Here is a 26,343-nt window from a genome sequence, read left to right as displayed (position 1 = left end):
GACGAGTGAAGATCGCAAAAAACGCTTGGCGTCCTTTGAATCGAAGGAGAAGTGCCCCGAGTCGGATTCGAACCGACGCTGAATGGGTTTTGAATCCATCGCCTCTGCCGCTGGGCTACCGGGGCCCCTTCGAAACGAAGGATACATAAGACCCTCCGTGTCACAAACATACAGGAGCTAGGTAGGCTCGGGGGAGCTGAATCACCTTGCAACAAGGAGCCCCCCGTGACCGCCGAGCACGAGTCGACGCCCACGCCCGACGCCGACCAGTCGCACGTTCCGCCGCTGACGACCCGCGTCGTCATCGCCGAGGACGAGGCGCTCATCCGTCTCGACCTCAAGGAGATGCTCGAAGAGGAGGGGTACTCCGTCGTCGGCGAGGCCGGGGACGGCCAGCGGGCCGTGGAGCTGGCCCGGGAGCACCGGCCCGACCTGGTGATCCTCGACGTGAAGATGCCCGTCCTGGACGGGATCTCCGCCGCCGAGCAGATCGCGGCGGAGTCCATCGCCCCGGTGCTCATGCTGACCGCGTTCTCGCAGCGCGACCTCGTCGAGCGGGCCCGTGACGCCGGTGCCATGGCGTACCTGGTGAAGCCGTTCAGCAAGAGCGACGTGGTGCCGGCCATCGAGATGGCGGTGTCCCGCTTCGCGGAGCTGAAGGCCCTGGAGAAGGAGGTCGCCGACCTCTCGCTCCGCCTGGAGACCCGCAAGCTCGTGGACCGCGCCAAGAGCATCCTGCAGACCCAGTACGGGCTGACCGAGCCCGCCGCCTTCCGGTGGATCCAGAAGACCTCCATGGACCGCCGCATGTCCATGCAGCAGGTCGCCGAGGCGGTCATCGAGGACGCCGAGGAGAAGAAGAACGCCGCCAAGGGCGAGTAGCCCCGCCCGCCGCCCCGCACTCCCCGCACGCACGCGTGAGGCCCGTCTCCCCCCGAGGGGAGACGGGCCTCACGGCGTACTACGGCGTGGACTCAGTCCTCGCCGAGGTAGGCCTTGCGGACGTCCTCGTTGACGAGGAGCTCGCGGCCCGGGCCCGACAGGACGATCTTGCCGATCTCCATGACGTGGCCTTGGTCGGCCAGCGACAGCGCGGCCTGGGCGTTCTGCTCGACCAGCAGGATCGTGGTGCCGTCCGCCTTGAGTTCGGCGATCGTCGCCATGATCTTCTGCATCATGATCGGGGAGAGGCCCATCGAGGGCTCGTCGAGCATGAGCAGCTTCGGGCGGCACATGAGCGCGCGGCCCATGGCGAGCATCTGCTGCTCGCCGCCCGAGAGGGTGCCGGCCGCCTGCTTGCGACGCTCTCCCAGGATCGGGAAGAGGTCGTAGGCGCGGTCGATGTCCTTCTGGATGCCGACCTTGTCGTTCTTCAGGTAGGCGCCGAGGAGGAGGTTGTCCTCGATGGTCATGCGCGGGAAGATGTGCCGCCCCTCCGGGGAGTGGGCGAGACCGAGCGCGACGATGTCGTGCGCCTGGACCTTCTTGAGGGACTTGCCCTCGAACCTGATCTGGCCGCCGCGCGGTTTGATCAGGCCGGAGAGGGTGCGCAGGGTGGTCGTCTTGCCGGCGCCGTTGGTGCCGATCAGGGTGACGATCTGGCCGGCTTCGACGCTGAAGGAGATGCCCTTGACGGCTTCGATCTTGCCGTAGGCGACGCGGAGGTCCTCGACCTCGAGGAGGGCGGTCACTTGGCTTCTCCGTCCGTGCTGGTGGTGCTCTGCGCTTCCGCGGCCTCGACCTCCGCGACCTCTTCGGCGCCGGGGGCGCCTTCGAAGGGTTCGCCGAGGTAGGCGGCGATGACGCGCTCGTCGCCCTGGACCTCGGCGGCGGTGCCTTCGATGAGCTTCTCGCCCTGGACGAGGCAGGCGACCCGGTCGCAGAGGTTGAAGATGAAGCGCATGTCGTGCTCGATGACGAGGACGGCGATGCCTTGGTCCCGGATGGCGAAGATGAGCTCTTCGGTGGCGCGGGTCTCCTGCGGGTTCATGCCGGCGGTGGGCTCGTCCAAGAGGATGAGGCCGGGGTCGCTGGCGAGGGCGCGGGCGATCTCCAGCTTGCGCTGCTCGCCGTAGGGGAGGTTCCGGGCGAGGTGTTCGGCCTTCTGGTCGAGGCCGATGAACTCCAGGAGTTCCATGGCGCGCTTGCGGCTGGCTTCTTCGGCGCGGCCGAAGGAGGGCAGGCGCAGGAGGGCGGACCAGAGGCCTTCCTTGGTGCGGGTGTGACGGCCTACGAGGACGTTTTCCAGGACCGTCATGTTGTTGAAGAGACGGATGTTCTGGAAGGTGCGGGCGATGCCGGCCGCGGTGACCTTGTAGGACTTGGGGGGCAGGACCGTGCCCTTGTACCGGACTTCGCCCTCGGTGGGGATGTAGAGGCCGGTGAGGCAGTTGAAGAAGGTGGTCTTGCCGGCGCCGTTGGGGCCGATGAGTCCGACGATCTCGCCGCTCCGCACGGTCAGATCGACGTTCTTGACTGCGGTGAGGCCGCCGAAGCGCATCGTGACGCCACGGGCGTCGAGGACCGTCTCGGTGACCGTCTCGGTCGTGGTGGTGGTCATGGATCAGGCCCCTGTCTTGCCGAGGACTGTGGGCGCTTCGAGGTCCTTGTGCAGTTCGAGCTGGTTGCGCCGGTTGGGGATGAGGCCCTCGGGGCGCAGGCGCATCAGGATGACGAGCGCGAGGCCGAAGACGAGGAGTTGGTACTCGCCCAGGAACTGGAGCTTGTTGGGGATCATGAAGAGGAGGGCGCCGCCGACGAGGGGGCCGGAGATGGTGCCCATGCCGCCGAGGACGACCGCGGCGAGGAGGAACGCGGAGTTCGGGGGTACGGCGTTGGCGAAGACGTACTGGTCCGGGGTGACGGTGTAGTTCACGTGGGCCTGTACGGCGCCGGCGAGGCCGGCGAGGGTGGCGCCGAGGGCGAAGGCGATGAGCTTGACGCGGAAGCCGTTGATGCCCATGGCTTCGGCGGCGGTCTCGTCTTCGCGGATGGCGACCCAGGCGCGGCCGATGCGGGATTCGGCGCTGCGGCGGAAGACCAGGACCACGATGAGGGTGATCACGAGCATCAGGAAGAAGTAGTTGGCGAAGCGGCCGATGGTGATTCCGGCGAGGGTGTGGGTGGCGCCGAAGTCGAAGCCGAAGAGGTCGACGTTGGGGACGCCGGCGATGCCGTTGGGGCCGTTGGTGATGTCCGGGCCGGAGACGCCGTCGAGGTTGCTCATCGAGATGCGGAAGATCTCTCCGAAGCCCAGGGTGACGATGGCGAGGTAGTCGCCGCGCAGCCGCAGGGTCGGGGCGCCGATGAGGACGCCGAAGACGAGGGAGGCGCCGGCGCCGATGAGGATGGCGGCCCAGAAGGGGAAGTGCACTCCGAAGGGGGAGTTGGGGGAGCCGGAGACCAGGGCCGCGGTGTAGGCGCCGACGCCGAGGAAGGCGACGTAGCCCAGGTCGAGGAGACCGGTGAGGCCGACGACGATGTTCAGGCCGAGGGCGACGGTGGCGAAGATGAGGATGTTGACGCCGAGGGTCGCGTACTGGTCGTCGCTCTGGGTGAGGGGGAAGACGGCTGCGGCGGCGAAGGCGCCGATGAGGGCGATGTTGCGGTGCTTGTTGGTGAGGGCGGTGAAGCGGGCCACCAGGCCGGACTTCTGGAGGGCTGCGAAGCCGAAGCCTGCGGCGAACAGGAAGCCGACGAAGAGTTCCTGGTAGGGCGTGGTGACGCCGTAGGTGAAGACGGCGAGGCTGACTGCCAGGACGGCGGTGATGATGAGGATCTCGGCGTAGGCCGGGAGGGCGCGGGCCGGGGCGGGGGTGCCGCTGGCGTAGGCGGCCTTGGTCGCGGCCCACCTGTTGGAGGCGTTGTGCTTGGTCTGCTCCCACCAGGTGTCTTCGGGGTCGGCCGGTTCGAGGACGGCCGGTTCGAAGGGGAGGGCGCGGGCGCCGACGGACGCGAGGAGCGCGGTGAGGATGGCGACGAAGGCGCCGGGCTCCAGGTTGACGAAGCCGCCGAGGGTGTTGGAGATCGCGCAGGCGGTGTAGAGCATCGTGAGGAGGGTGCCGCGGGCGGCGAGTTTGATCGCCGCGTCGGCTCCTGCGGGGGTGATCCAGCGCAGGCCCTTGATGCCGTAGGACGAGAGTCCGAAGACGGTGGTGAGGGCTCCGCCGACGAGGACGAGCCACTGGAGGCCGCCGGGGTATCCGTAGACGGTGAGGTCGCCGGGGAAGGCGGAGGTCCAGGTCCAGGCGAGGAAGCAGGAGACGACGGTGAGGGCGCCGCCGGCGGTGGCGAGGGCGCGGGCCGTCTTCTCGGGGATGCTGATTCCGCTTCGGCCTTCCGTGGCCTCGGGCGTGGTGTCGGTGATGGTCGTCGTCATGGTTCTCACGCCCTGTCGGCCACGCGCTCGCCCAGCAGACCTTGAGGTCGCAGGAGGAGTACGAGGATGAGGAGTACGAACGCCCAGGTGTTGCCCCAGGACTGGCCGCCGAGCTGGCTCATGCCGGGGACGTCGGCGATGTAGGCGGTGGTCAGGGTCTCGGCGAGACCGAGGACCAGGCCGCCGATCATGGCGCCGTAGATGTTTCCGATGCCGCCGAGGACGGCGGCGGTGAAGGCCTTGAGTCCGAGGATGAAGCCCATGCGGTAGTTGACTTCGCCGTACTTGAGGCCGTAGGCGACGGCTCCGATCGCGGCGAAGGCGGCGCCGAGGGCGAACGCGATCGTGATGATGCGGTCGGTGTTGATGCCCATGAGCTTGGCGGTGTCGGGGTCCTGGGCGGTGGCCTGCATGCCGCGGCCGGTGCGGGTCTTCTTGACGAAGAAGCCGAGGATGGCCATGGAGATGGGGGCGGCGATGATCAGGAAGACGTCACCGGTCTGGATGGTGATGCTGCCGAGGTGGAAGGGGCCGCCGGGTATTTCCGGGAAGACTCGGGAGGACTTCGCGTCGGGGTACCAGGCCCATACCGCCTGCTGGAGGACGATGGAGAGGCCGATGGCGGTGATGAGCGGCGCGAGACGGGGAGCGCTGCGCAGGGGGCGGTAGGCGAAGCGTTCGGCGCCGACGGCTATGAGGGTGGCGATGATGATCGCCCCGATGATCATGAGGGGCAGGGCGACCCACATGGTGGTGCCGCCGGGGAGCATCAGCCAGACCGTGAGGGCTCCGAACCCACCGGTCATGAAGATCTCGCCGTGGGCGAAGTTGATGAGCTGGACAATGCCATAGACCATCGTGTAGCCGATGGCGACGAGCCCGTACATGGATCCCAGTAGCAGGCCGTTGACCAGCTGTTGCGGCAGTTCGTGCACCGCAGGTCCTCCGAGTCTTTCGACGGATGTGACACCGCGCGGGGCGCTTTGGTGCGCGCCCCGCGCGGCAGGTGAGGGGTGAGGGCTAGCGAGCGGGTGCTAGCGGTTGTGGGTCAGCCGGCGAGGGTGCCGGACTCGACGGCCTTGAAGTCGTCGCCCTCGACCTTGTAGACGGTGAGCTGCTTGTTGGTGGCGTCACCGAACTCGTCGAAGGCGACCTTGCCGGTCACGCCGTCGAAGGAGACGTTCTGGACGGCTTCGAGGACCTTGGCGCGGGCGTCGCTGGGGAGCTTGCCGTCGTTGGCCTCGACGACCTTCTTGACGCCCTCGATGATGGCCCAGGCGGAGTCGTACGAGTAGCCGCCGTAGGCGGAGAAGTCGTCCTTGTAGCCGGCCTTCTTGTAGTTCGCGATGAACTCCTTGGCGGACGGCAGGGACTCGACGGGGGCGCCGACGGAGGTGCAGAGGTCTCCGGCGGCGGTGGCGCCGGCGAGCTCGACGAACTTCTTGTCCTTGATGCCGTCGCCACCGATGAGCGGGATGTTGGCGCCGGAGGCCTTGATCTGCTTGCTGAGCGGGCCGGCCGCGGGGTACTCGCCGCCGTAGTAGACGACGTCGGCGCCGGAGCTCTTGACCTGGGTCACGATCGCCGAGAAGTCCTTCGACTCGGGGTCGATGTGGCCTTCGCCCGCGACGGCGCCGCCGAGCTTGGTGAACTCGCCCTTGAAGGTGCCGGCGAGGCCTGCGCCGTAGGTCTTCTTGTCATCGATGATGAAGACCTTCTTCTTGCCCGCCTTGTTGAAGAGGTACTGCGCCGCGTACGGGCCCTGGATGGCGTCCGTGGTGGCGGTGCGGAAGTAGCTCTTGTAGGTGCGGGCCTTCTGGCCTTCGGCCCACTTGGGGCCCTGGGTCAGGGAGGGGCTGGTGTTGGCCGGGGAGATCTGGACGAGCTTGGCGTCGTCGAAGACCTTCTGCATCGACTCGGAGACCGAGGAGTTCAGGGGGCCCACGACACCGAGGACGTTCTTGTCCGCGGTGAGCTTGGTGGCGTTCTGCTGGCCGGAGGAGGCCTGCGCCTGGTCGTCGAGCGCCGTGAACTTGAAGGTGACGCCCTTGACGTACTTCTTCTCGTTGGCCTGCTTGACGGCCAGTTCGGCGGAGTTCTTGATGCCGAGGCCGAGGGCCGAGAGGTCGCCGGTGAGCGGGGCGTCGACGGCGATGGTGACGGTGGTGTCGCCGCCGCCGGTGTTGTCGCCGGCCTTGTCGTCGCGCGAGCCGCAGGCGGTGAGAGTGAGGGCACCCGCGGCGAGGGCGGCCGTCACGGCGATGAGCTGACGATGACGCACGTTCAGTCCTTTCCTGGCGCCGCGTCCCCCGTGGGACGCGCCGAGTCGAACGCGGGGAACCGAACTGAATGGAATCCGGCGGTCGCGGTAACTGGCCGTGACTCTAAGCGGGTCATCGGGGGATATGGAGGGCTGAGGCCAAGGATGTGACTCTCTTGTTATGCCACGGCGTAATACATAGCGGATCTCTAGGGGTGGAACGGGGGAATTCAGGCCGGTTCGTCTTGTCCGCATGGTGAGATGCGTCAGTGCTCTCGGGTGGTTTGAGTCCTGTCATTCCAGGAGTCTGGGGCTAGTTGACTCATGACCGCGGGGAGGGGTCGACGTCTCGATCTTCGGGACAGGCCCTGGTCAGGGCGACGGAGAGATCCCTGGCATATCGGTCACCGGGGATGTAACTGTGATCCTCTTTCTGAAATCCATTACTGAGGGTTACTTCCAGGAATGGCAGGCTCGAATTCCGTGCCACATGCACGCAGTCTTTCGCCTGAATCGTCAGGATCACCTCGACCGCTTCCCCCGGACCGACCGTGACCGGCAGGCGTGGCTGGATCGTCACGCTGAGCGCTCGGGACGGTTGCCCGATCCGCTCCACCGTGACGGGGGGCCCGCCCGTGTTCCGCACACGGACAGTGAACGTGAAACCGGCCTGGTCGGGCGTCGGGGGCAGTGGCTCCCCGTAGCTCAGCGAGAGGGTCTGCGAGGGCGCCGCCGGGGGGAGCGGAGCCGGATGTTCCGGGCGGGTGGCGTAGAAGCGGACGGTGCCCGCCGCCACGACGCAGGCCGCGGCCAGGACGATCAGGGGCCGGCGGTGGCGGCCACCCAGGGTGCGCAGGCCGTGGACGGCTCGGGCGAGCGGGCCGGGCCCGGGCGTACGGGATTGCGTGCGCGGGACTTCGTGGCCCTCGGTGCCCTCGCCCGGCTCCACGGGCCCGATGCCGCCGCCGGGGAACCCGCTCACCAGGACCCGCCGGTCGGGGTCCCGGAGCGGTGGCGTTCGGTGCGGCGGTGGCCGGTCGGGCGGCCGTGGGCCCGGTCCTGGGTGCGTGGTGCGGGCGCCCGGGGGCGGGGCGGGGCTGCCGGGAGCGCCGGCTGTGCGCGTGCGGCCGCGACATGGCGCGGCGCCGGTCCGGATCCCATGCGGGAACGCTAGACCGGCGCCGGATGCCGCACAACTGCTCGTCTCGGCCTTGTTGTTAAGAGTCCGTGTCGCGCAGGAGGCAGGTCAGGCGGGCCGTGCAGACGCGGCGGTCCTGGTCGTCGGTGATGACGATCTCGTACGTGGTGGTGGAGCGGCCCCGGTGGACGGGGGTGGCCACGCCGGTGACCAGGCCGGAGCGGGCGCCGCGGTGGTGGGTGCAGTTCAGGTCGACGCCGACGGCGACCTTCGTGATGCCGCCGTGCATCATGGCGCCGACGGAGCCGAGGGTCTCGGCGAGGACGGCGGAGGCTCCGCCGTGCAGGAGTCCGTAGGGCTGGGTGTTGCCCTTGACGGGCATGGTGCCCACGACCCGGTCGGAGGAGGCCTCCAGGATCTGGATCTCCATGCGTTCGCCGAGGGCGCCGGCGGAGAACAGGGCGGGCAGGTCTATGCCCAGGGCCGTGTACTCGTCGAGGACTTCCTGCGGGAACTTCACGGCGTGCTGCTCGCCCATGGGGCTGCTCCGTTCGTCAACGTTCGTTAACCGGTCTGTCGGAGCCGTTCTATCAGGCCGGCTCGAAGCGCACGACGACGGACTTGCTCGCGGGGGTGTTGCTGACGTCGGCGGTGGAGTCGAGGGGGACCAGCACGTTGGTCTCGGGGTAGTAGGCGGCGGCGCAGCCGCGGGCGGTGGGGTAGTGGACGACGCGGAAGCCGGGGGCGCGGCGTTCGACGCCGTCCTTCCACTCGCCGACGAGGTCGGTGTAGGAGCCGTCGGCCAGGCCCAGCTCGGCCGCGTCCTGGGGGTTGACCATGACGACGCGGCGGCCGCCGGTGATGCCGCGGTAGCGGTCGTCGAGGCCGTAGATGGTGGTGTTGTACTGGTCGTGGCTGCGCAGGGTCTGGAGCAGGAGGCGGCCGGCGGGGACCTTCGGGTACTCCACGGGGGCGGCGGTGAAGTTGGCCTTGCCGGTCTTGGTGGGGAAGCGGCGTTCGTCGCGCGGGGCGTGGGGGAGGCGGAAGCCGCCGGGGTGGGCGACGCGGGCGTTGAAGTCCTCGAAGCCGGGGACGACGCGGGCGATGCGGTCGCGGATGGCGGCGTAGTCGCGCTCGAACTCCTCCCACGGGGTGGCGGAGGCGTCGCCGAGGACGGCGCGGGCCGTGCGGGCCACGATCGCGGGCTCGGAGAGCAGGTGGGGGGAGGCGGGGGCGAGGTTGCCGCGGGAGGCGTGGACCATGCCCATCGAGTCCTCGACGGTGACGATCTGCCTGCCGCCGGCCTGGACGTCCTTGTCGGTGCGGCCGAGGGTGGGCAGGATCAGGGCGCGCCGGCCGGTGACGGTGTGGGAGCGGTTGAGTTTGGTGGAGACGTGGACGGTGAGGGAGGCGCGGCGGATCGCGGCCTCGGTGACTTCGGTGTCGGGGGTGGCGCCGACGAAGTTGCCGCCCATGGCGAAGAGGACCTTGGCCCGGCCGTCGCGCAGGGCCTGGATGGAGCGGACCACGTCGAAGCCGTGCCGGCGCGGTGAGGTGATGCCGAATTCGCGGTCGAGGGCGTCGAGGAAGGCGGGTGCGGGGCGTTCGAAGATGCCCATGGTGCGGTCGCCCTGGACGTTGGAGTGGCCGCGTACGGGGCAGACGCCGGCGCCGGGGCGGCCGATGTCGCCGCGGAGCAGGAGGAGGTTGACGACCTCGCGGATGGTGGCGACGGAGTGCTTGTGCTGGGTGAGGCCCATGGCCCAGCAGACGATGGTGCGCCGGGAGGTGAGGATCATGGCCAGGGCGGCTTCGATCTCGGGGCGGGTCAGGCCGGTGGCGGTGAGGGTCTCGTCCCAGTCGGTCTTCGCGGCGGCGGCGGCGAGGTCCTCGTAGCCGTGGGTGTGCTCGCGGACGAACTCCTCGTCGACGGCGCCCTCGGTCTCGATCACGAGCTTGTTGAGGAGCCGGAAGAGGGCCTGGTCGCCGCCGATGCGGATCTGGAGGAAGAGGTCGTTCAGGGCGGTGCCCTTGACCATGCCGAGGGGGGTCTGGGGGTTCTTGAAGCGCTCCATGCCGGCTTCGGGCAGCGGGTTCACCGAGATGATCTTCGCGCCGGCGTTCTTGGCCTTTTCCAGGGCGGAGAGCATGCGGGGGTGGTTGGTGCCCGGGTTCTGGCCGGCGACGATGATCAGTTCGGCCTGGTGGAGGTCTTCGAGGGTGACGCTGCCCTTGCCGATGCCGATGGTCTCGTTCAGCGCGGAGCCCGAGGACTCGTGGCACATGTTGGAGCAGTCGGGCAGGTTGTTGGTGCCGAACTCGCGGGCGAAGAGCTGGAAGAGGAACGCGGCCTCGTTGCTGGTGCGCCCGGAGGTGTAGAAGAGGGCCTCGTCGGGGGAGGCGAGGGCTCGCAGTTCCTCGGCGATCACCGCGAAGGCCCGCTCCCAGGTGACGGGCTCGTACCGGTCGGCGCCCGCTTCGAGGAGCATCGGCTCGGTGATGCGGCCCTGCTGGCCGAGCCAGTAGCCGGAGCGGTCGGCGAGGTCGGCGAGGGGGTGCGCGGCGAAGAACGCCGGGGTGACCCGGCGCAGGGTGGCCTCCTCGGCGACGGCCTTGGCGCCGTTCTCGCAGAATTCGGCGGTGTGCCGCTTGTCCTCTTCGGGCCAGGCGCAGCCGGGGCAGTCGAAGCCGTCCTTCTGGTTGACCTTGAGCAGGGTGCGGGCGGTGCGGGCCAGTCCCATCTGCTGCTGGGCGATCCTCAGGGTGTGCCCGATGGCCGGCAGTCCGGCGGCGGCGTGCTGCGGGGGCGCGACCTGCGGCGCGTCCTGTACGGGATCACCTGCGGGCGGCTTGGTGGCCATGTCGCTCCCCTTCGAGCTTCCTGAGTGCGTCGGGCCGCGTGGCCGGACCGCACGGTATTCGCCTACACGTCCGATCCTGTCACGCCCTGCGGACATCGCCGTCGCCGGAATTGTCGGCGGGGCGGCCTAGGATCGGGGGCGTGGCAGAGAACGCATCGAAGAAGACCGACCAGACGACCGCAGCGGACCGCCCCCGCCTGATGCTCATGGACGGGCACTCCCTGGCGTACCGGGCGTTCTTCGCGCTGCCCGCGGAGAACTTCACCACCGCGTCGGGCCAGCCGACGAACGCCGTGTACGGCTTCGCGTCGATGCTGGCGAACACGCTGCGCGACGAGGCGCCCACGCACTTCGCGGTGGCGTTCGACGTCTCGCGCAAGACGTGGCGTTCGGTGGAGTTCCCCGAGTACAAGGCGAACCGCTCCAAGACCCCCGACGAGTTCAAGGGGCAGGTCGAGCTGATCGGCGAGCTGCTCGACACGATGAAGGTGCCGCGGTTCGCGGTCGACGGCTTCGAGGCCGACGACGTGATCGCGACGCTGGCCACCCAGGCCGAGGCCGCCGGTTTCGACGTCCTGATCGTCACCGGTGACCGGGACTCCTTCCAGCTGGTGTCCGAGCACACCACCGTGCTGTACCCGACCAAGGGCGTCTCCGAGCTGACCCGGTTCACCCCGGCGAAGGTCGAGGAGAAGTACGGGCTCACCCCGCAGCAGTACCCGGACTTCGCGGCGCTGCGCGGGGACCCGTCGGACAACCTGCCCGGCATTCCGGGGGTGGGCGAGAAGACCGCCGCCAAGTGGATCACCCAGTTCGGGTCGTTCGCGGAGCTGGTGGAGCGCGCCGAGGAGGTCAAGGGCAAGGCCGGGCAGAACTTCCGGGACCACCTGGAGGCCGTCAAGCTCAACCGGGTCCTGACCGAGATGGTCAAGGACGTGGAGCTGCCCAAGACCCCCACCGAGCTGGAGCGGGCCCCGTACGACCGGACCGCCATGATCGGCGTGCTGGACGTGTTGGAGATCCGCAACGCCTCGCTGCGCGAGCGGCTCCTCGCGGTGGACCCGGGCGCGGCCGAGGAGGCGCCGCCCGCGCCGGCCGCCGGGGTGGAGCTGGACGGCTCCGTGCTGGGCGCCGGCGAGCTGGCCCCGTGGCTGGAGGCGCGCGCCGGTGCGCCGCTGGGGGTGTCCACGGTGGACACCTGGGCCCTGGGCCAGGGCAACGTCGCGGAGATCGCGCTGGCCGCGGCGGACGGGACGGCCGCGTGGTTCGAGCCGTCCGCGCTGGACGAGGCCGACGAGAAGGCCTTCGCGGCGTGGGCCGCCGACGAGGCCCGGCCCAAGGTCGTGCACCACGCGAAGGGCCTGTGGCGGGTCCTGCCCGAGCACGGCTGGACGTTGGCCGGGGTCACCATGGACACCGCGCTGGCCGCCTACCTGGTCAAGCCGGGCCGGCGGTCCTTCGCCCTGGACGTACTGTCCAACGAGTACCTGCACCGGGAGCTGGCGCCCGCCGCCGCCGATGGGCAGTTGGCGTTCGGCGCGGACGAGACCGCCGAGGCCGGCGCGCTGATGGCGCAGGCCCGCGCCGTCCTGGACCTCGGCGACGCCTTCACGGCGAAGCTCGCCGAGGTCGGAGCCGCCGAGCTGCTCCACGACATGGAGCTGCCGACCTCCGAGCTGCTGGCCCGCCTGGAGCGGGCGGGCATCGCCGCCGACCGGGACCACCTCGAAGGCATGGAGCAGCAGTTCGCCGGAGCCGTGCAGCAGGCGGTGAAGGAGGCGCACGCGGCGGTGGGTCACGAGTTCAACCTCGGCTCGCCCAAGCAGCTCCAGGAGGTGTTCTTCGGCGAGCTGGACCTGCCGAAGACGAAGAAGACGAAGACCGGCTACACCACGGACGCCGACGCGCTGGCCTGGCTGGCCAAGCAGACCGACCACGAACTGCCGGTCATCATGCTGCGGCACCGGGAACAGGCCAAGCTCCGCGTCACCGTCGAGGGCCTGGTCAAGTCGATCGCGCCCGACGGCCGGGTCCACACGAGCTTCAGCCAGACCGTCGCCGCGACGGGCCGGCTGTCCTCCACCGACCCCAACCTGCAGAACGTGCCGGTGCGCACCGACGAGGGCCGGGCCATCCGGCGCGGGTTCGTCGTCGGCGAGGGCTACGAGTCGCTGATGACGGCCGACTACAGCCAGATCGAGCTGCGCGTCATGGCGCACCTGTCCGAGGACGAGGGCCTGATCGAGGCCTTCGCGACCGGTGAGGACCTGCACACCACGGTCGCCTCCCAGGTGTTCGGGGTGGAGCGGTCCCAGGTCGACGCCGAGATGCGCCGCAAGATCAAGGCGATGTCCTACGGTCTGGCGTACGGGCTGTCCGCGTTCGGTCTCGCCCAGCAGCTGAACATCGAGCCCGCCGAGGCGCGCGGGCTGATGGACACCTTCTTCGAGCGGTTCGGTGGGGTTCGCGAGTACCTCCAGCGCGTGGTGGACGAGGCCCGTGCCACCGGGTACACGGCGACGGTCTTCGGGCGCCGCCGTTACCTGCCGGACCTCAACAGCGACAACCGTCAGCGCCGCGAGGCCGCGGAGCGGATGGCGCTGAACGCCCCGATCCAGGGCACGGCCGCCGACATCGTGAAGGTGGCGATGCTGCGGGTGGACGCGGCCCTCACCGGGGCCGGGCTGACCTCGCGGATGTTGCTCCAGGTCCACGACGAAATCGTGCTGGAGATCGCCCCCGGCGAGCGGGAGCGGGTCGAGGAGCTGCTGCGGCGCGAGATGGGCGCCGCCGTCGAGCTGCTGGCCGCGCTGGACGTGTCCGTGGGCGTGGGCGGCGACTGGGAGTCCGCCGCGCACTGACCCGGCCGGCACGCCCCGACGCCCGTCCCCGCTATCGGCTGGGGGCGGGCGTTCGCGTGGGGCGGTCCCGGTCGGGGAGGTGCCGGTCGGGGCGGTGGCGCAGCCGCACGAGCGCCCCGTACAGCAGGAGTCCGACCGCGAGGCCGCCGCCCGCTCCGAAGCAGACGGTGGGGATGATGTCCAACGGGGTGCGGATCTCGTCGAAGAAGGTGAAGAAGCGGACCACCCGCAAGGTGATGCCGACCGCCGCGCAACCGCCGAGCAGGGCGAGGGAGCCCAGGAGTTCGGCGCGGCCGAGGTGGGGCACGGTGGGCGGGGCGGGCGTGGCCGGGAGCCGGCGCAGGCCGGTCACCGTGAACCAGAGCAGCGCGTAGCCGGCCGCCGCCGAAGTGCCGTACTGGAGCCAGGAGTAGAGCGGAAGCCCGAGGGCGAGGGGTTCGCCCAGCCAGGGGAGGGCGGTCGTTCCCCAGCGGTCCAGGTGCGTGAAGCTGTCCCAGACCACGTGCGTCAGCGAGCCGATGACGGCGGACAGGTAGAACCGGAGGGCGAGCGCGGTCCGTCGCCGCCCGCGCCAGTCCTCCCCGCGCAGGAAGCGGTGGACGCGGCCCTGCCGGGCGTACGGCAGGAGGGCGACCAGCGGCTCGCGCAGCAGGAGCCAGCACGCGGCGAGGACGGCCGTCAGGGCGGCGTCGGCGGTGAGGACGCCGAGCGGGGAGTGCGTGAAGGCGCCGTAGCCCATGACCCCTTCGACGATCGCGTCGCCGAAGTAGAAGGTGTCCGGCGCGAACGAGCCGAGGACCAGTGCGCAGGCGACCAGCGGTCCGCGGGCCCGTCCGGTCCGGCGGAGGGCCGGAAGGACCGCGGCCGCGTGGCTGAGGGTGAACGGCACTGCGCTCTCCAGGGTGCTCGGCGGTTCGGACAGTATGCGTGAGCTGCGGGGTACGTGGTGATGTGGTGAATTCCGATGCTCACCCCCTCACCTCTACGGGGAGTTGACGTATGGTCACGCGAACGTCTAGGGGAGGGGTTCCGTCATGGCGGCACGCACATTCGGACGCGATCTGCGCAGGATCGCCACCGCGGCCCTGGTCTCGGCGCTCGTGGCGGCGGCCGTGACGGCCTCGCAGGGCCCGGGGGGCGGGCGCGACCGGCTGCTCGCGGCCGGGGACGGACCCGGTGGGACCGCGGCGGCCGCGGCGGCGGGAGGCAACGGCTCCACGGGGAGCGACTCCTCCTACTACACCGAACTCCCGCCGCTGGTGAGCCCCGAGCCGCCCGCCGTGCTGCTCCCGGAGGGGGCGGTCCCGGGGGAGCCGGTCGTACCGGAGCAGCCCGCGCCGACGCCCGCCGTGGTGCCGGCGGTGGCACCCGCCCCCGCACCCCTGGCGGCGGGCGCGAAGGGGATACCCGCGAGCGTCCTCGCCGCCTACCGGGGGGCCGAGGAGAAGATCGGGCGCAGCGACCCCGGGTGCGGGCTGCGCTGGCAACTCCTGGCCGCGATAGGCAAGGTCGAGTCCGGGCAGGCGGGCGGTGGGCGTCTCGACGCCGCCGGGAACACCCTGCGGCCGATCCTGGGCCCGGTGCTCGACGGCAACGGCTTCGCGAACATCTCCGACACGGACGGCGGGGCGTACGACGGCGACGCCCGTTACGACCGCGCGGTCGGACCCATGCAGTTCATCCCGTCCACCTGGGCGGCCTGGGGCCAGGACGCGGACGGCGACGGCCGGCGCAACCCGAACAACGTCCACGATGCGGCCCTGGCCGCCGGCCGCTACCTGTGCGCGGGCAGCCGTGACCTGCGGGCGGGCGCCGACCTGGACCGGGCGGTGCTCTCCTACAACCAGTCCGGGGAGTACCTCCGCACGGTGCGGACCTGGTACGCGTACTACCTCCAGGGCGCGCAGGAGATCCCGGACGCGGGCGGTACGGGCGGTACGGGTACGGGGGCGCCCCTGCCCGGGGGTCAGCCGGCGGGCGGCAGGCCGACCCCGAAGCCGACCCCGGATCCCAAGCCGACGCCGACGCCGACGCCGACGCCGACGCCGACGCCGACGCCCACGCCGGAGCCGACCCCGACTCCCACGCCGACCCCGACGCCGACCCCGGATCCCAAGCCGACGCCCACCCCGACCCCGACGCCCACTCCGACCCCGGAGCCCAAGCCGACCCCCACGCCGACTCCGACCCCGACGGCCACCCCCAAGCCGACGCCGACGGGCGGCGCTTCGGGCAGCGCGGCGCCCTCGCCGAAGGCGACCCCGTCCCCGCTCCCCAGCACCGCCCCGAGTACGACGAAGGCCGGCTGATCACCCTCCCGGCATGACGCCCCACCCCGCCGGCACCGCGCGCAGCAGGACTTGAGGCGCGGCCCGGCGGGACCGGGGCACCCCGCACCCCCCGCACGCCCGGCCCCCGAACCCCCGGCCCCGGCCCCCGCGGCCGGCCCCCGGCCCCCGCGCGAGCACGGCCCCGTTGCCCCGGCCCGCGCCGCCCGCGCCCCCGCGCGCGTACGCGCACACGCATCCGCACGCCCCCGCCGGCCCCGCGCGCCCGGCCCCCGCGCGAGCACGGCCCCGGCCTCGGCGCCCCGCCTCCGCGTCAGCACGCTCACGCGCACGGCCCCGTCGCCCCCGGCCCGCGCCGCCCGCCCCCCCCGGTCGCCCCCGCGCGCGCGCGCACACGCCCCCGTCGCCCGCCGGCCCCGTACGCCCGCCGCCCGGACGGTTCTCATCTCACCTCCGCGTTGCTACGGTGCGCCTCCGTCCCTGACTCCCCATCAGATTCCGGAGGCCCCGGCATGCGCGCACTCGTCGCCGCCGCCCTCGGGCTGGCCGCCGCGCTGGCCCTCGTCCTCGCCATCACGGCGGTCGGGGTGCCGGACGGCAAGACCTCGCCCAAGCCGCTGCTCACCACCGCGCCCCCCGCGCCCGGAAAGTAGAGGAGGCCCGGCCATGCGACGCAGAGCGAGCCTCGTCCTGCTGGCCCTCGCCGTGTTCTGCGCGGCCCTCGCACCACTGCTGCGCTGGTACGCGTACCCGCGGCTCGCCAAGATCCCGCCGAACCAGTACCAGGAGATGGTGTTGGAGGCGAAGGACGCCACGCTCCTCGACTACACCGGCGGCATGCAGCCCAAGAAGGTCGACAAGGTCACCATCGTCCAGACCCTCAAGGGCAACGTCGAGGCGTCGAAGGAGATCGAGGCCGACGCGGGCAAGGACGTCGTCGTCTGGGACACCCTGTCCTACATCATGGGCCCCGACGGCAAGATGGTCTCCCGGATCCCCGAGCGCTACATCTTCGACGCCCACACCCAGGACCCGGTGCACGCCACCGGCGAGATGGTCGACGGGGACCCGGTCCGCCGCGAGGGCATCGAGTTCAAGTGGCCGTTCTTCACCGAGCCGCGCGACTACCTCTACTTCGACGCCCAGACCCGCACCTCCTCGCCGATCCACTACCTCGGACCGCGCACCTTCAAGGGCATGGACGTCTACTACTTCGAGCAGACCGTGCCGTGGACCAAGGTCTCCATGCCCAAGAAGATGCCGATCGAGGGCATCGACCCGGCGACCATCGAGCAGACCACCGGCACCACCCTCTGGTACACCGTGACGGCCCGCTTCTGGGTGGACCCCGTCACCGGCGCGCCCGTCAACGCCGAACAGGACATCCGGCAGGAGATGCGCGGCGGCATCGCGGCCGGCGCCCCCGACGGCAAGCTCACCGCCTTCGCCGGACACGTCACCATGCGGGAGGACTACGCGAAGTACACCCGCGACCTCGTCGCCGCGAACCGTACGAAGGTCCTCGCGCTGCACACCTACGCCCCGGCGGGCCTGGCCCTGGGCGGTCTCGCCCTCCTCGGCCTCGCCCTGTGGCTGGAGGCCCGCGGCCGACGCGGGGAGGACCGGGACGGGGCGGACCCCGACCGGGAGCCGGACGGGCTCAGCGCCTGAGGCGGGCGTTGGTGTGCCGGGTGGGCTCGGCGGTCGCCGGGTCCTCGGGCCACGGGTGCTTCGGGTAACGGCCGCGCAGCTCCGCCCGGACCGATCGGTAGCCCTCCCGCCAGAAGGAGGCCAGGTCGGCGGTGACCGCGGCGGGCCGCCCCGCCGGCGACAGCAGGTGCACCAGGACCGGGACCCCCGCCACCCGAGGGGTCTCGGCCAGCCCGAACAGCTCCTGGAGCTTCACCGCCAACACCGGCTGCTCCCCGGAGTAGTCGACGCGGATCCGGGAGCCGCTGGGCACCTCGATCCGCTCGGGGGCCAGCGCGTCGAGCCGGCCGGCCTCCCCGCCCGCCCACGGCAGGAGCCGGTTCAGGGCCTGACCGGCGTCGATCCGGGCCAGGTCGGAGCGGCGCCGGGCCCTGGACAGCTCGGGCTCCAGCCATTCGTCGGCCCGCTCCACCAGGACGGAGTCCCGCGCCACGTCGGGCCAGGCGCCGCCCAGCGTGCGGTGCAGGAAGCCCAGGCGGGCCCGCAGCGCCACCGCGTCGGGGGACCAGCGCAGCAGGCCCGTGCCCTGCGCACGCAACCCGTCCAGCAGGGCGGCGCGCACCAGCGCCGGGGCCGGGTCGCGCAGCGGCCGGGCCACCAGCTCGATCGCCCCCAGCCGCTCGGCGGAGCGGGCCACCAGGTCGCCGTCTTCCCAGCGCACCTCGTCCCCGGAGGTCAACAGGTGCGCGGCGGCCGTCCGGGCGGTGTCCTCGTCGAGCACCGCGCCCAGGCGGACCCGGGCCGACGCGGAGTGCGGCGCCCGGTCGGCGACGGCCACGGCCAGCCAGGGCGCGGCGCGCAGCACCGACCCGTCGCCGACCTCGGCCCCCGTCCCGGAGGCCATGAGGAACGCCCCCGCGCCCCGGGCCCTGGCGACCCGCTCGGGAAAGGCCAGGGCGGCCACCAGCGCGGCCGCGGCGTCGTCGGAGGGCGGGGGTCCGGTCCGTGCGGGCTCCCCGTCGCCGGCGGCCCGCTCCAGTCGGCGGACCTCCGCCCGCCAGCGGGCCCCGTACGCGTCCCGGCCGGCCCGGGCCGCCCGCCAGGCGGCGGCCAGGTCGTCGCCGTACTCCCGGGGAGGCTCCTCCGACAGCAGCGCCACCACCTCGGCGGCCCGCCGCACCCCCAGGGTCCGCGCCCCGTCCAGCAGCGCCCGTGCCAGCCGGGGGTGCACCCCCAGGCGGGCCGTGCGCAGCCCGCGCGGGGTGGGCCGCCCGGCGGCGTCCACCGCGCCGACGGCGGTGAGGACCTCCCGGGCCGCGGCCATGGCCCCGGCGGGCGGCGGGTCCAGCAGGGCGAGGCCGGTGGCGTCGGGGTCGCCCCAGCAGGCGGCCTGGAGGGCGAACTGCGCCAGGTCCGCGAGCCGGATCTCGGGGGAGGGGTAGGAGGGGAGCCGGGCGTCCTCGGCCTGCTCCCAGCAGCGGTACACCGTCCCGGGCGCCTCGCGTCCGGCCCGGCCGGCCCGCTGCCGGCCGGCCGCGCGGGAGGCCCGTACGGTCGCGAGCGCGCCCAGGCCGCGGGCGTGGTCCACACGGGGTTCGCGGGCCAGTCCGGAGTCCACGACGATCCGTACGCCCGGCACGGTCAGGCTGGACTCGGCGACCGCCGTGGAGAGGATCACCCGGCGGTGGTCGGCGGCGGTCAGCGCCGCGTCCTGCACGGCCTGCGGGGCCCGGCCGTGGACCTGGAGGACCTCCGCGTCGATCCCGGAGAGCCGACCGGCGACCCGGGAGATCTCCCCGACGCCGGGCAGGAAGCACAGCACGTCGCCCGTGCGTTCCGTCAGGGCCCGGCGCACCACCGAGGCCACGTGCGCGAGCTGCGCCGGATCGACCCGCATCCCGTGCGGCGGGCGCACGGGGCGGGCCGGCGGCGCCCACACGGTCTCCACCGGGTAGGAGACGCCGGCCGCCTCCACCACCGGGGCGTCCTCGCCGCCCCCCGACAGCAGCCGGGCCCAGCCGGCCGCGTCCGTCGTCGCCGAGGCGGCCACCAGGCGCAGCTCCGGGCGCAGGGTCGCGCGCACGTCCAGCAGGAAGGCGGCGACGGTGTCGGCGTCGAGGTGGCGCTCGTGGCACTCGTCCAGCACCACCACGTCCACGCCCGCCAGCTCCTGGTCCCGCTGGAGGCGCTGGAGTAGCACCCCGGTCGTGACCACCTCCACCAGGGTGTCGGGGCCCGTCACCCGCTCCCCGCGCACCGTGAAGCCCACCGAGGCGCCGACCCGTTCGCCCAGCAGCCACGCCATCCGTCGGGCGGCGGCCCGGGCGGCGATCCGGCGGGGTTCGGCGACGACCACCCGGCGCCGCCCACCGGAGCCCACGAGCCCCGCCAGCACCAACGGCACCAGCGTGGTCTTCCCGGTCCCGGGCGGCGCGCACAGCACGGCCGCGCCCCGGGACTCCAGGGCGGCGACGAGCGCGGGCACGGCTTCGCGGACGGGCAGGGCTTCGAGGGCGGCGGTGCGGATCAAGGGATCAGTCCCTCTCGCACACGAAGATCGCGGTGCCCGGGATCAGGTTGCCGCGCAACGGGGACCAGCCGCCCCACTCCTGGTCGTTCCAGGCGGGCCACTCCGGCTCGACGAGGTCCACCAGGCGGAACCCGCCCGCGACCACGTCCCGGACCCGGTCGCCCAGGGTGCGGTGGTGTTCCACGTAGACGGCGTTGCCCTCCTCGTCCTGCTCCACGTACGGGGTCCGGTCGAAGTAGGAGGCGGCGACGGACAGCCCCTCGGGGCCCGCCTCGTCGGGGAAGGCCCAACGGATGGGGTGGGTGACGGAGAAGACCCAGCGCCCGCCGGGGCGCAGTACGCGGCGCACCTCCCGCATCACGTTGACCGGGTCGGCGACGAAGGGGACGGCGCCGTAGGCGGAACAGGCCAGGTCGAAGGAGGCGTCGCGGAAGGGCAGGCGTCCGGCGTCGGCCTCCACCAGCGGGACCTCGTCGCCGATGCGCAGGGCGTGCTGGAGCTGGCGGTGGGAGAGGTCCAGGGCCACCGGCCGGGCCCCGCGCGCGGCGAGCCAGCGCGAGCACTGGGCGGCGCCGGCGCCGATCTCCAGGACGTCCTTGCCCTTGAGGGAGTCCGCCGGGCCCAGCAGCCCGGCCTGCTCCTCGTCGAGGCCCTCGGGGCCCCACACGAAGCGGTCGTCGCCGAGGAAGGCGCCGTGTTCGCTCTGGTAGTCGTCGGCGTTGCGGTCCCACCAGCCGCGGCTGGCCCGGCTGCTCTCCGCTTCCCCGGCGTCACGCCGGGTGGCGTCGGCGTCGTCGGCGTCGTTCCCGGCGGGAATCGGCGCCTCGTACGCGTCTTCGTGGGCGTAGTCCTCTTGGTTCATGGGGCCCGTCGTCGTAGTCTGCGGATGGCTGGAGCGGCGTGGTGCGTTCCGGTCATGGTGTATGGCCACGGGTGTGGCCGTGCGTCGCGGTGCGCGGCCGGCCTCGGTCGTGAAGTGGACCGAAAGGGCCATCGGGGCGTCTGTGCCCGCGAATTGTGCCGGTTGTGCGGTGATCTGCCCGTGGTGTGCACCTTCGCGCATTGACCCTGTCCGGCTGCCCCCGTATGCTACAAGTTGCGCTGCGAGCCTGTGCTCCTCAGACCTAGCAGGCTGCGCTTGCTTCTGTCGATGTCCCCTCGGTTTTCGAGGCCCTGCCGCATTCGCGGATCCGGGCTTCCTTGGCTGTCCGGCTTCGGCAGATGCCGATAAGGGCTCCCGGCGTAGCAGTACCTACGACTTTCTGTCCGTAACCGGAGCCCTTTCCCACATGACGAGCAGCACCGAGACCACCGCCACCACCCCTCCGCAGGTAGCGGTCAACGACATCGGCGACGCGGACGCGTTCCTCGCGGCCATCGACGCGACGATCAAGTACTTCAACGACGGCGACATCGTCGATGGCGTCATCGTCAAGGTGGACCGGGACGAGGTTCTCCTCGACATCGGTTACAAGACGGAGGGCGTGATCCCGAGCCGCGAGCTCTCGATCAAGCACGACGTCGACCCGAACGAGGTCGTCAAGGTCGGCGACGAGATCGAGGCCCTGGTCCTCCAGAAGGAGGACAAGGAAGGCCGCCTGATCCTGTCCAAGAAGCGCGCACAGTACGAGCGCGCCTGGGGCACGATCGAGAAGATCAAGGAAGAAGACGGCATCGTCACCGGTACCGTCATCGAGGTCGTCAAGGGTGGTCTCATCCTCGACATCGGCCTCCGTGGCTTCCTGCCGGCCTCCCTCGTCGAGATGCGTCGCGTCCGCGACCTCCAGCCCTACGTGGGCAAGGAGCTCGAGGCGAAGATCATCGAGCTGGACAAGAACCGCAACAACGTGGTCCTGTCCCGCCGCGCCTGGCTTGAGCAGACCCAGTCCGAGGTTCGCCAGACGTTCCTCACCACCCTGCAGAAGGGTCAGGTCCGCTCCGGCGTCGTTTCCTCGATCGTCAACTTCGGTGCCTTCGTGGACCTGGGTGGCGTCGACGGTCTCGTGCACGTCTCCGAGCTGTCCTGGAAGCACATCGACCACCCGTCCGAGGTCGTCGAGGTCGGTCAGGAAGTCACCGTCGAGGTTCTCGACGTCGACATGGACCGCGAGCGTGTCTCCCTGTCGCTGAAGGCGACGCAGGAAGACCCGTGGCAGCAGTTCGCCCGGACCCACCAGATCGGCCAGGTCGTCCCGGGTAAGGTCACCAAGCTGGTTCCGTTCGGTGCGTTCGTCCGCGTGGACGAGGGCATCGAGGGTCTGGTCCACATCTCCGAGCTGGCCGAGCGCCACGTGGAGATCCCGGAGCAGGTCGTCCAGGTCAACGACGAGATCTTCGTCAAGGTCATCGACATCGACCTTGAGCGTCGCCGGATCTCGCTGTCCCTGAAGCAGGCCAACGAGTCCTTCGGTGCCGACCCGGCCTCGGTCGAGTTCGACCCGACGCTGTACGGCATGGCTGCCTCGTACGACGACCAGGGCAACTACATCTACCCCGAGGGCTTCGACCCCGAGACCAACGACTGGCTCGAGGGCTTCGACACCCAGCGCGAGACGTGGGAGCGCCAGTACGCCGAGGCGCAGGTCCGCTTCGAGCAGCACCAGGCCCAGGTCATCAAGAGCCGCGAGGCCGACGAGGCCGCTGCCGCCGAGGGCGCTGCTGCCCCGGTCGCCAGTGGCAACACCGGTGGCGGCGCGGGCGGCGGCAGCATCTCCGGAGGTTCGTACTCCTCCGAGGGTGCGGACGAGACCTCTGGCGCCCTGGCGTCCGACGAGGCCCTCGCCGCGCTCCGCGAGAAGCTGGCCGGCGGCCAGAGCTGATCGCAGCACGACGACGCTCCACGCCACGGCGTGAGCTGAGCCGTTAGACGAGGCCCGTCCCCTTCGGGGGGCGGGCCTCTTCGTGTGCCCGGGGAGCCGGCTCGCCCACCGGACGGAGGCTCCCAGGGGTCGATTTCCCGTGAATGCCGTCAACTGGGGAATGACGTCGCCCCCTTGGACGTTCTTGGCAGGGACCGCGCGGCGAGGGAGGAGTGGTGACGTTGCTTGATCCACAGGGTCTGTACGAATGGGATGCCAAGGGCCTGGCGGTGGCCGACCTGGCGCTCGCCCAGGACTCGGCCGGGTTGGTCATGCTCTACCACTTCGAGGGGTACATCGACGCGGGCGAGGCCGGCGAGCAGATCGTCGAGCGCGTCCTCGACACGCTGCCCCACCAGGTCGTGGCCCGCTTCGACGCGGACCGCCTCGTGGACTACCGGGCCCGGCGCCCGCTGCTGACCTTCCAGCGCGACCACTGGACCGAGTTCGAGGAGCCCCTGCTGGAGGTCCGGCTCGTCCAGGACGCCACCGGCGCCCCCTTCCTGCTGCTCTCCGGCCCCGAGCCGGACGTGGAGTGGGAGCGCTTCGCCGTTGCCGTCCGGCAGATCGTCGAGCGGCTCGGCGTCCGCCTGTCCGTCAACTTCCACGGCATCCCCATGGGCGTCCCGCACACCCGACCCGTCGGCATCACCCCGCACGGCAACCGGACGGACCTCATGCCCGGCCACCGCAGCCCCTTCGACGAGGCACAGGTCCCCGGCAGCGCCGAATCTCTGGTCGAGTTCCGCCTCGGCCAGTCCGGGCACGACGTCCTCGGCGTCGCCGCGCACGTCCCGCACTACATCGCCCGCTCCCCGTACCCGGACGCGGCCCTGACCGCCCTGGAGGCGATCACCGCGGCCACCGGGCTGGTCCTGCCGGCCGTGGCGCACGCCCTGCGGACCGAGGCCCACCGGACCCAGACGGAGATCGACCGCCAGATCCGCGAGGGCGACGAGGAACTCGTCAGCCTGGTCCAGGGGCTGGAGCACCAGTACGACGCCGCCGCCGGGGCCGAGACCCGGGGCAACATGATCGCCGAACCCGCCGAGATCCCCTCGGCCGACGAGATCGGCCGCGAATTCGAGCGGTTCCTCGCGGAGCGCGAGGGCGAGGGCTGATCCCGTCCCGGGCCCCCGGGGGGCTGATGCGGCCCGGGGGTCGGGGTCTAGGCTGCCGAGCATGCTGAAAGTGGGCCTGACAGGCGGAATCGGTGCCGGCAAGAGCGAGGTCTCGCGGTTGCTGGCGGGGTACGGGGCGGTCGTGGTGGACGCCGACCGCATCGCGCGGGAGGTCGTGGAGCCCGGTACGCCCGGGCTCGCCGCCGTGGTGGAGGCCTTCGGCGGCTCCGTACTGACCTCCGACGGGCAGCTCGACCGGCCGGGCCTGGGGGCGCTCGTCTTCTCCGACCCGGCGAAGCTGCGGACCCTGAACGCGATCGTGCACCCGCTGGTCGGTGCCCGCTCCGCCGAGCTGGAGGCCGCCGCGGGCCCCGACGCGATCGTGGTGCACGACGTGCCCCTCCTCGCGGAGAACGGCCTCGCGGCCCTCTACGACCTCGTCGTCGTGGTGGACGCCGCCCCCGAGACCCAGCTGGCCCGACTGACCGGCCGGCGCGGGATGACGGAGGACGAGGCGCGGGCGCGGATGGCGGCGCAGGCCGAGCGGGAACAGCGGCTGGCCGTCGCCACGATCGTGATCGACAACGACGGGCCGCTGGAGGCCCTGGAACCGCAGGTCCGCAAGGTCTGGGAGGAACTCGTCGCCCGCGCCGCGGCCCAAGCGTCCCCGGAGGGGGACCCGAAGGGCTCCGCGGAAGCGTCCCCGGCGGAATAGGGCGCGCGCGGTCGCGCGTTGAACGCGCCCGTAGAGGGAAGGAATCACACCGTGTCCGACACCACGCCCCCGCCGCCGCCCGACTCCTCCGCCTCCGGGGACCCGTCGTCCTCCGGGGCGTCCTCCGGGTCGCGCCGGTCGGTGAGCCCGGAGACCCACGTGATCGACTACCGGGCCGCCGAGCGACTGTTGGAGGCCCGGGACCCGCGCGGGGCGGTCAGGCTCCTCGACTCCGTCATAGCCGCCCACCCCGAGAACACCTCCGCCCGGCTGCTGCGGGCCCGGGCCTTCTTCGCGGCGGCCCAGCTGCGGCCGGCGGAGCTGGAGTTCGAGCTGGTCCTGGAGCGGGAACCGGACAACGCCTTCGCCCACTTCGCGCTGGGCCGCACCTACGAACGCTCCGGCCGGCGCGAGCAGGCCCGCCGCCACTTCCGGCTGGCCGCCGCCCTGGACCCCCGGCCCGACTACCTGGCGGCCGCGCGCTTCGAGGACTGATCCGGGCGGGCCGGCCCGGACCGGGGCGCCGGCCGCGTCCTCAGCGGGACGCGCGCGGAGGCTCGTACGGGGGCACGTCGCGGCCCGGCTGGTAGTGCGGGCCCTGCCGCATGTGCCGGACGACGACGAACAGGTCCGCACCGGCCAGCAGGACCACCACCGCGCAGGCCGCCGCCCATCCGGGCCGGCCGACGAGGGAGAAGGCGACCGCCCCGGCGGCGGCCCAGATCAACCCCCACAGACTCAGCCAGAACCGCAGCCGCAGCGGGCTGCGGGCGGTCACCGGCTCGTTTCCGGTACGCATGGCCATCGCCGCCTCGTACTACGCCCCCCGGTGGGACCCCCTCCCATGGTCCCACCGGGGGGCGCGCCGCGTCATGGGGTCACGGGTTGAGCTTGTTCACGGCCGTGACGGTGGTCTTCTTGAAGGCGGGCACCGGGGCGTCGGTCAGGTGACCCATCTGCCCCCACTTCACGACGGTGACGGTGGCCCCGTCCCGCCCGATCCCGTACAGGTGCACGCCCGGCTCGGAATCCGGGACGGAGGTGTCCACGCCGTAGACGTGCGCGCCCTCCTCGACGCTCAGCTTCCCGTAGTCCTGCCAGGAGGCGGTGCCGCCCGGAGTCCGGCGCAGCCAGTCGGCGGCGCAGGCGGCGACCTTTCGCTCCAGGGCGGAGGCGAGACTGCCCGCCTCGGCGTCCGACGCGGTCCGCACGGAGACCTGCACCGCGCCGGTGTCGAGGTCCGTTCCGAAGGTGCGGTGCCAACTCCCGGTCTTCGGGAGCACTCCCTCCAGGCAGAACGGCGTGGTCTCGGGCAGGCCCTTGGTGACCGGGCCCTGGAACCAGGCGGAGGACGGGTGCGGCGGCAGGTCGGTGCCCTTCAGGAACCCGGGTGCGGTCACGGCGGCCGAGGCGGTGGTCGAGGTGGTGAGGGTGAGCGCGGCGGCCGCCGCCAGGAGGGCGGTGGCGAGGGCCGAGGTGCGGGTGGTTCGGAACACGGTGTTCTCCCCGTACGAGATGCGGTCGTGGTGCGGTGCGGTGCTGTGCGTGGTGCGTGGTGCGTGGTGCGTCGTGAGGTGTGGAGCGATGTGTGAACAGCCTTACCCGGAGGGGGCCGTGGGACGACAGGGCGTGGCGGAATCGGGACACTGGAACGGCCGTACACGCGGTCACCTGGGGGAACAC

22 protein-coding genes and 1 tRNA gene are annotated in these 26,343 nt (G+C 71.8%); 9 read left to right on the top strand and 14 right to left on the bottom strand.

The window, feature by feature from the left end:
• Window positions 1-52: 52 nt before the first annotated feature.
• A tRNA-Leu gene (locus ACIOD1_RS22090) sits at window positions 53-125 on the bottom strand.
• A 100-nt stretch (window positions 126-225) separates the two neighbouring features.
• Here ACIOD1_RS22090 and ACIOD1_RS22085 point away from each other — a divergent pair.
• A complete protein-coding gene (locus ACIOD1_RS22085; protein ID WP_365624500.1) occupies window positions 226-882 on the top strand; it encodes a response regulator in 657 nt (218 codons plus the stop codon).
• Window positions 883-974: 92 nt separating this feature from the next.
• On the opposite strand, the gene ACIOD1_RS22080 is transcribed toward ACIOD1_RS22085, so the two are convergent.
• The 8 genes from ACIOD1_RS22080 to ACIOD1_RS22045 all read right to left on the bottom strand — a co-directional run bounded on the left by ACIOD1_RS22080 (window position 975) and on the right by ACIOD1_RS22045 (window position 10,637).
• A complete protein-coding gene (locus ACIOD1_RS22080) occupies window positions 975-1,691 on the bottom strand; it encodes an ABC transporter ATP-binding protein (protein WP_401904082.1) in 717 nt (238 codons plus the stop codon).
• A complete protein-coding gene (locus tag ACIOD1_RS22075) occupies window positions 1,688-2,560 on the bottom strand; it encodes an ABC transporter ATP-binding protein (RefSeq protein WP_401904080.1) in 873 nt (290 codons plus the stop codon). Before ACIOD1_RS22075 ends, ACIOD1_RS22080 begins: the two co-directional genes overlap by 4 nt.
• Before the next feature lie 3 nt (window positions 2,561-2,563).
• Window positions 2,564-4,378, bottom strand: a complete 1,815-nt coding sequence (locus ACIOD1_RS22070; RefSeq protein WP_401904078.1) for a branched-chain amino acid ABC transporter permease — start codon at window positions 4,376-4,378, stop codon at window positions 2,564-2,566.
• A gap of 5 nt (window positions 4,379-4,383) precedes the next feature.
• On the bottom strand, window positions 4,384-5,313 hold the full coding sequence (locus ACIOD1_RS22065; protein ID WP_401904076.1) for a branched-chain amino acid ABC transporter permease: 930 nt from the start codon (window positions 5,311-5,313) through the stop codon (window positions 4,384-4,386).
• A 113-nt stretch (window positions 5,314-5,426) separates the two neighbouring features.
• A complete protein-coding gene (locus tag ACIOD1_RS22060; protein WP_401904073.1) occupies window positions 5,427-6,659 on the bottom strand; it encodes a branched-chain amino acid ABC transporter substrate-binding protein in 1,233 nt (410 codons plus the stop codon).
• A gap of 301 nt (window positions 6,660-6,960) precedes the next feature.
• On the bottom strand, window positions 6,961-7,620 hold the full coding sequence (locus tag ACIOD1_RS22055) for a Tat pathway signal sequence domain protein (RefSeq protein ID WP_401904070.1): 660 nt from the start codon (window positions 7,618-7,620) through the stop codon (window positions 6,961-6,963).
• Window positions 7,621-7,855: 235 nt separating this feature from the next.
• Entirely contained in the window at window positions 7,856-8,314 is a 459-nt protein-coding gene (locus ACIOD1_RS22050; RefSeq protein ID WP_401904069.1) for a PaaI family thioesterase, read from the bottom strand.
• Between the two features lie 52 nt (window positions 8,315-8,366).
• Window positions 8,367-10,637, bottom strand: coding sequence for an FdhF/YdeP family oxidoreductase (locus ACIOD1_RS22045; RefSeq protein ID WP_365624479.1), 2,271 nt, complete (start codon window positions 10,635-10,637; stop codon window positions 8,367-8,369).
• A gap of 140 nt (window positions 10,638-10,777) precedes the next feature.
• Between ACIOD1_RS22045 and polA the strand changes: the two genes are divergently transcribed.
• A complete protein-coding gene (polA, locus tag ACIOD1_RS22040) occupies window positions 10,778-13,498 on the top strand; it encodes a DNA polymerase I (protein WP_365624476.1) in 2,721 nt (906 codons plus the stop codon).
• A 31-nt stretch (window positions 13,499-13,529) separates the two neighbouring features.
• Here the strand turns inward: polA and ACIOD1_RS22035 are convergent, their stop codons facing one another.
• Window positions 13,530-14,387, bottom strand: a complete 858-nt coding sequence (locus ACIOD1_RS22035) for a DUF4184 family protein (protein WP_401904067.1) — start codon at window positions 14,385-14,387, stop codon at window positions 13,530-13,532.
• Between the two features lie 145 nt (window positions 14,388-14,532).
• On the opposite strand from ACIOD1_RS22035, the gene ACIOD1_RS22030 reads away from it, so the two are divergent.
• The 3 genes from ACIOD1_RS22030 (at window position 14,533) to ACIOD1_RS22020 (ending at window position 17,457) form a co-directional block, all read left to right on the top strand.
• Window positions 14,533-15,807, top strand: coding sequence for a lytic transglycosylase domain-containing protein (locus tag ACIOD1_RS22030; protein ID WP_401904065.1), 1,275 nt, complete (start codon window positions 14,533-14,535; stop codon window positions 15,805-15,807).
• A gap of 491 nt (window positions 15,808-16,298) precedes the next feature.
• Window positions 16,299-16,439: an SPW_0924 family protein gene (locus ACIOD1_RS22025; protein WP_365624467.1), complete on the top strand. Its 141-nt coding sequence runs from the start codon at window positions 16,299-16,301 to the stop codon at window positions 16,437-16,439.
• Window positions 16,440-16,452: 13 nt separating this feature from the next.
• Window positions 16,453-17,457: a DUF3068 domain-containing protein gene (locus tag ACIOD1_RS22020; RefSeq protein ID WP_401904062.1), complete on the top strand. Its 1,005-nt coding sequence runs from the start codon at window positions 16,453-16,455 to the stop codon at window positions 17,455-17,457.
• Here the strand turns inward: ACIOD1_RS22020 and hrpB are convergent.
• A complete protein-coding gene (gene hrpB, locus ACIOD1_RS22015; RefSeq protein ID WP_401904060.1) occupies window positions 17,447-19,966 on the bottom strand; it encodes an ATP-dependent helicase HrpB in 2,520 nt (839 codons plus the stop codon). The genes ACIOD1_RS22020 and hrpB overlap by 11 nt on opposite strands.
• A gap of 4 nt (window positions 19,967-19,970) precedes the next feature.
• On the bottom strand, window positions 19,971-20,828 hold the full coding sequence (locus tag ACIOD1_RS22010) for a class I SAM-dependent methyltransferase (RefSeq protein WP_365624458.1): 858 nt from the start codon (window positions 20,826-20,828) through the stop codon (window positions 19,971-19,973).
• A gap of 427 nt (window positions 20,829-21,255) precedes the next feature.
• Between ACIOD1_RS22010 and rpsA the strand changes: the two genes are divergently transcribed.
• From rpsA to ACIOD1_RS21990, 4 genes are all read left to right on the top strand, one after another.
• Window positions 21,256-22,785, top strand: a complete 1,530-nt coding sequence (rpsA, locus tag ACIOD1_RS22005) for a 30S ribosomal protein S1 (protein WP_365624455.1) — start codon at window positions 21,256-21,258, stop codon at window positions 22,783-22,785.
• Window positions 22,786-23,006: 221 nt separating this feature from the next.
• Window positions 23,007-23,945: a PAC2 family protein gene (locus ACIOD1_RS22000; RefSeq protein WP_365624452.1), complete on the top strand. Its 939-nt coding sequence runs from the start codon at window positions 23,007-23,009 to the stop codon at window positions 23,943-23,945.
• A 61-nt stretch (window positions 23,946-24,006) separates the two neighbouring features.
• Entirely contained in the window at window positions 24,007-24,660 is a 654-nt protein-coding gene (gene coaE, locus ACIOD1_RS21995; protein ID WP_401904057.1) for a dephospho-CoA kinase, read from the top strand.
• Window positions 24,661-24,801: 141 nt separating this feature from the next.
• Complete coding sequence (locus ACIOD1_RS21990) at window positions 24,802-25,155, top strand: tetratricopeptide repeat protein (protein ID WP_365624812.1); 354 nt, start codon at window positions 24,802-24,804, stop codon at window positions 25,153-25,155.
• A gap of 40 nt (window positions 25,156-25,195) precedes the next feature.
• Here ACIOD1_RS21990 and ACIOD1_RS21985 read toward each other — a convergent pair whose 3' ends face one another.
• Window positions 25,196-25,459 (bottom strand): DUF6343 family protein, encoded by a 264-nt coding sequence (locus ACIOD1_RS21985; RefSeq protein WP_365624446.1) that lies wholly within the window; start codon window positions 25,457-25,459, stop codon window positions 25,196-25,198.
• 79 nt (window positions 25,460-25,538) lie between these two features.
• On the bottom strand, window positions 25,539-26,156 hold the full coding sequence (locus ACIOD1_RS21980) for a hypothetical protein (RefSeq protein ID WP_401904055.1): 618 nt from the start codon (window positions 26,154-26,156) through the stop codon (window positions 25,539-25,541).
• Window positions 26,157-26,343 lie beyond the last annotated feature (187 nt).

The sequence above is a fragment of the Streptomyces sp. NPDC088097 genome (assembly GCF_044741845.1).
Lineage (GTDB): Bacteria > Actinomycetota > Actinomycetes > Streptomycetales > Streptomycetaceae > Streptomyces.
Note: the sequence above shows the minus strand (reverse complement) of the source record. Positions and strands in the feature narration are given on the sequence as shown.

Bases quoted from the DNA above. Each gene is read 5' to 3' on its own strand.
- ACIOD1_RS22075 (WP_401904080.1), bottom strand. From the start codon at position 2,560: ATGACCACCACCACGACCGAGACGGTCACCGAGACGGTCCTCGACGCC.
- ACIOD1_RS22070 (WP_401904078.1), bottom strand. From the start codon at position 4,378: ATGACGACGACCATCACCGACACCACGCCCGAGGCCACGGAAGGCCGA.
- ACIOD1_RS22050 (WP_401904069.1), bottom strand. From the start codon at position 8,314: ATGGGCGAGCAGCACGCCGTGAAGTTCCCGCAGGAAGTCCTCGACGAG.
- ACIOD1_RS22045 (WP_365624479.1), bottom strand. From the start codon at position 10,637: ATGGCCACCAAGCCGCCCGCAGGTGATCCCGTACAGGACGCGCCGCAG.
- ACIOD1_RS22030 (WP_401904065.1), top strand. From the start codon at position 14,533: ATGGCGGCACGCACATTCGGACGCGATCTGCGCAGGATCGCCACCGCG.
- ACIOD1_RS22025 (WP_365624467.1), top strand. From the start codon at position 16,299: ATGCGCGCACTCGTCGCCGCCGCCCTCGGGCTGGCCGCCGCGCTGGCC.
- ACIOD1_RS22020 (WP_401904062.1), top strand. From the start codon at position 16,453: ATGCGACGCAGAGCGAGCCTCGTCCTGCTGGCCCTCGCCGTGTTCTGC.
- ACIOD1_RS22010 (WP_365624458.1), bottom strand. From the start codon at position 20,828: ATGAACCAAGAGGACTACGCCCACGAAGACGCGTACGAGGCGCCGATT.
- rpsA (WP_365624455.1), top strand. From the start codon at position 21,256: ATGACGAGCAGCACCGAGACCACCGCCACCACCCCTCCGCAGGTAGCG.
- coaE (WP_401904057.1), top strand. From the start codon at position 24,007: ATGCTGAAAGTGGGCCTGACAGGCGGAATCGGTGCCGGCAAGAGCGAG.
- ACIOD1_RS21985 (WP_365624446.1), bottom strand. From the start codon at position 25,459: ATGCGTACCGGAAACGAGCCGGTGACCGCCCGCAGCCCGCTGCGGCTG.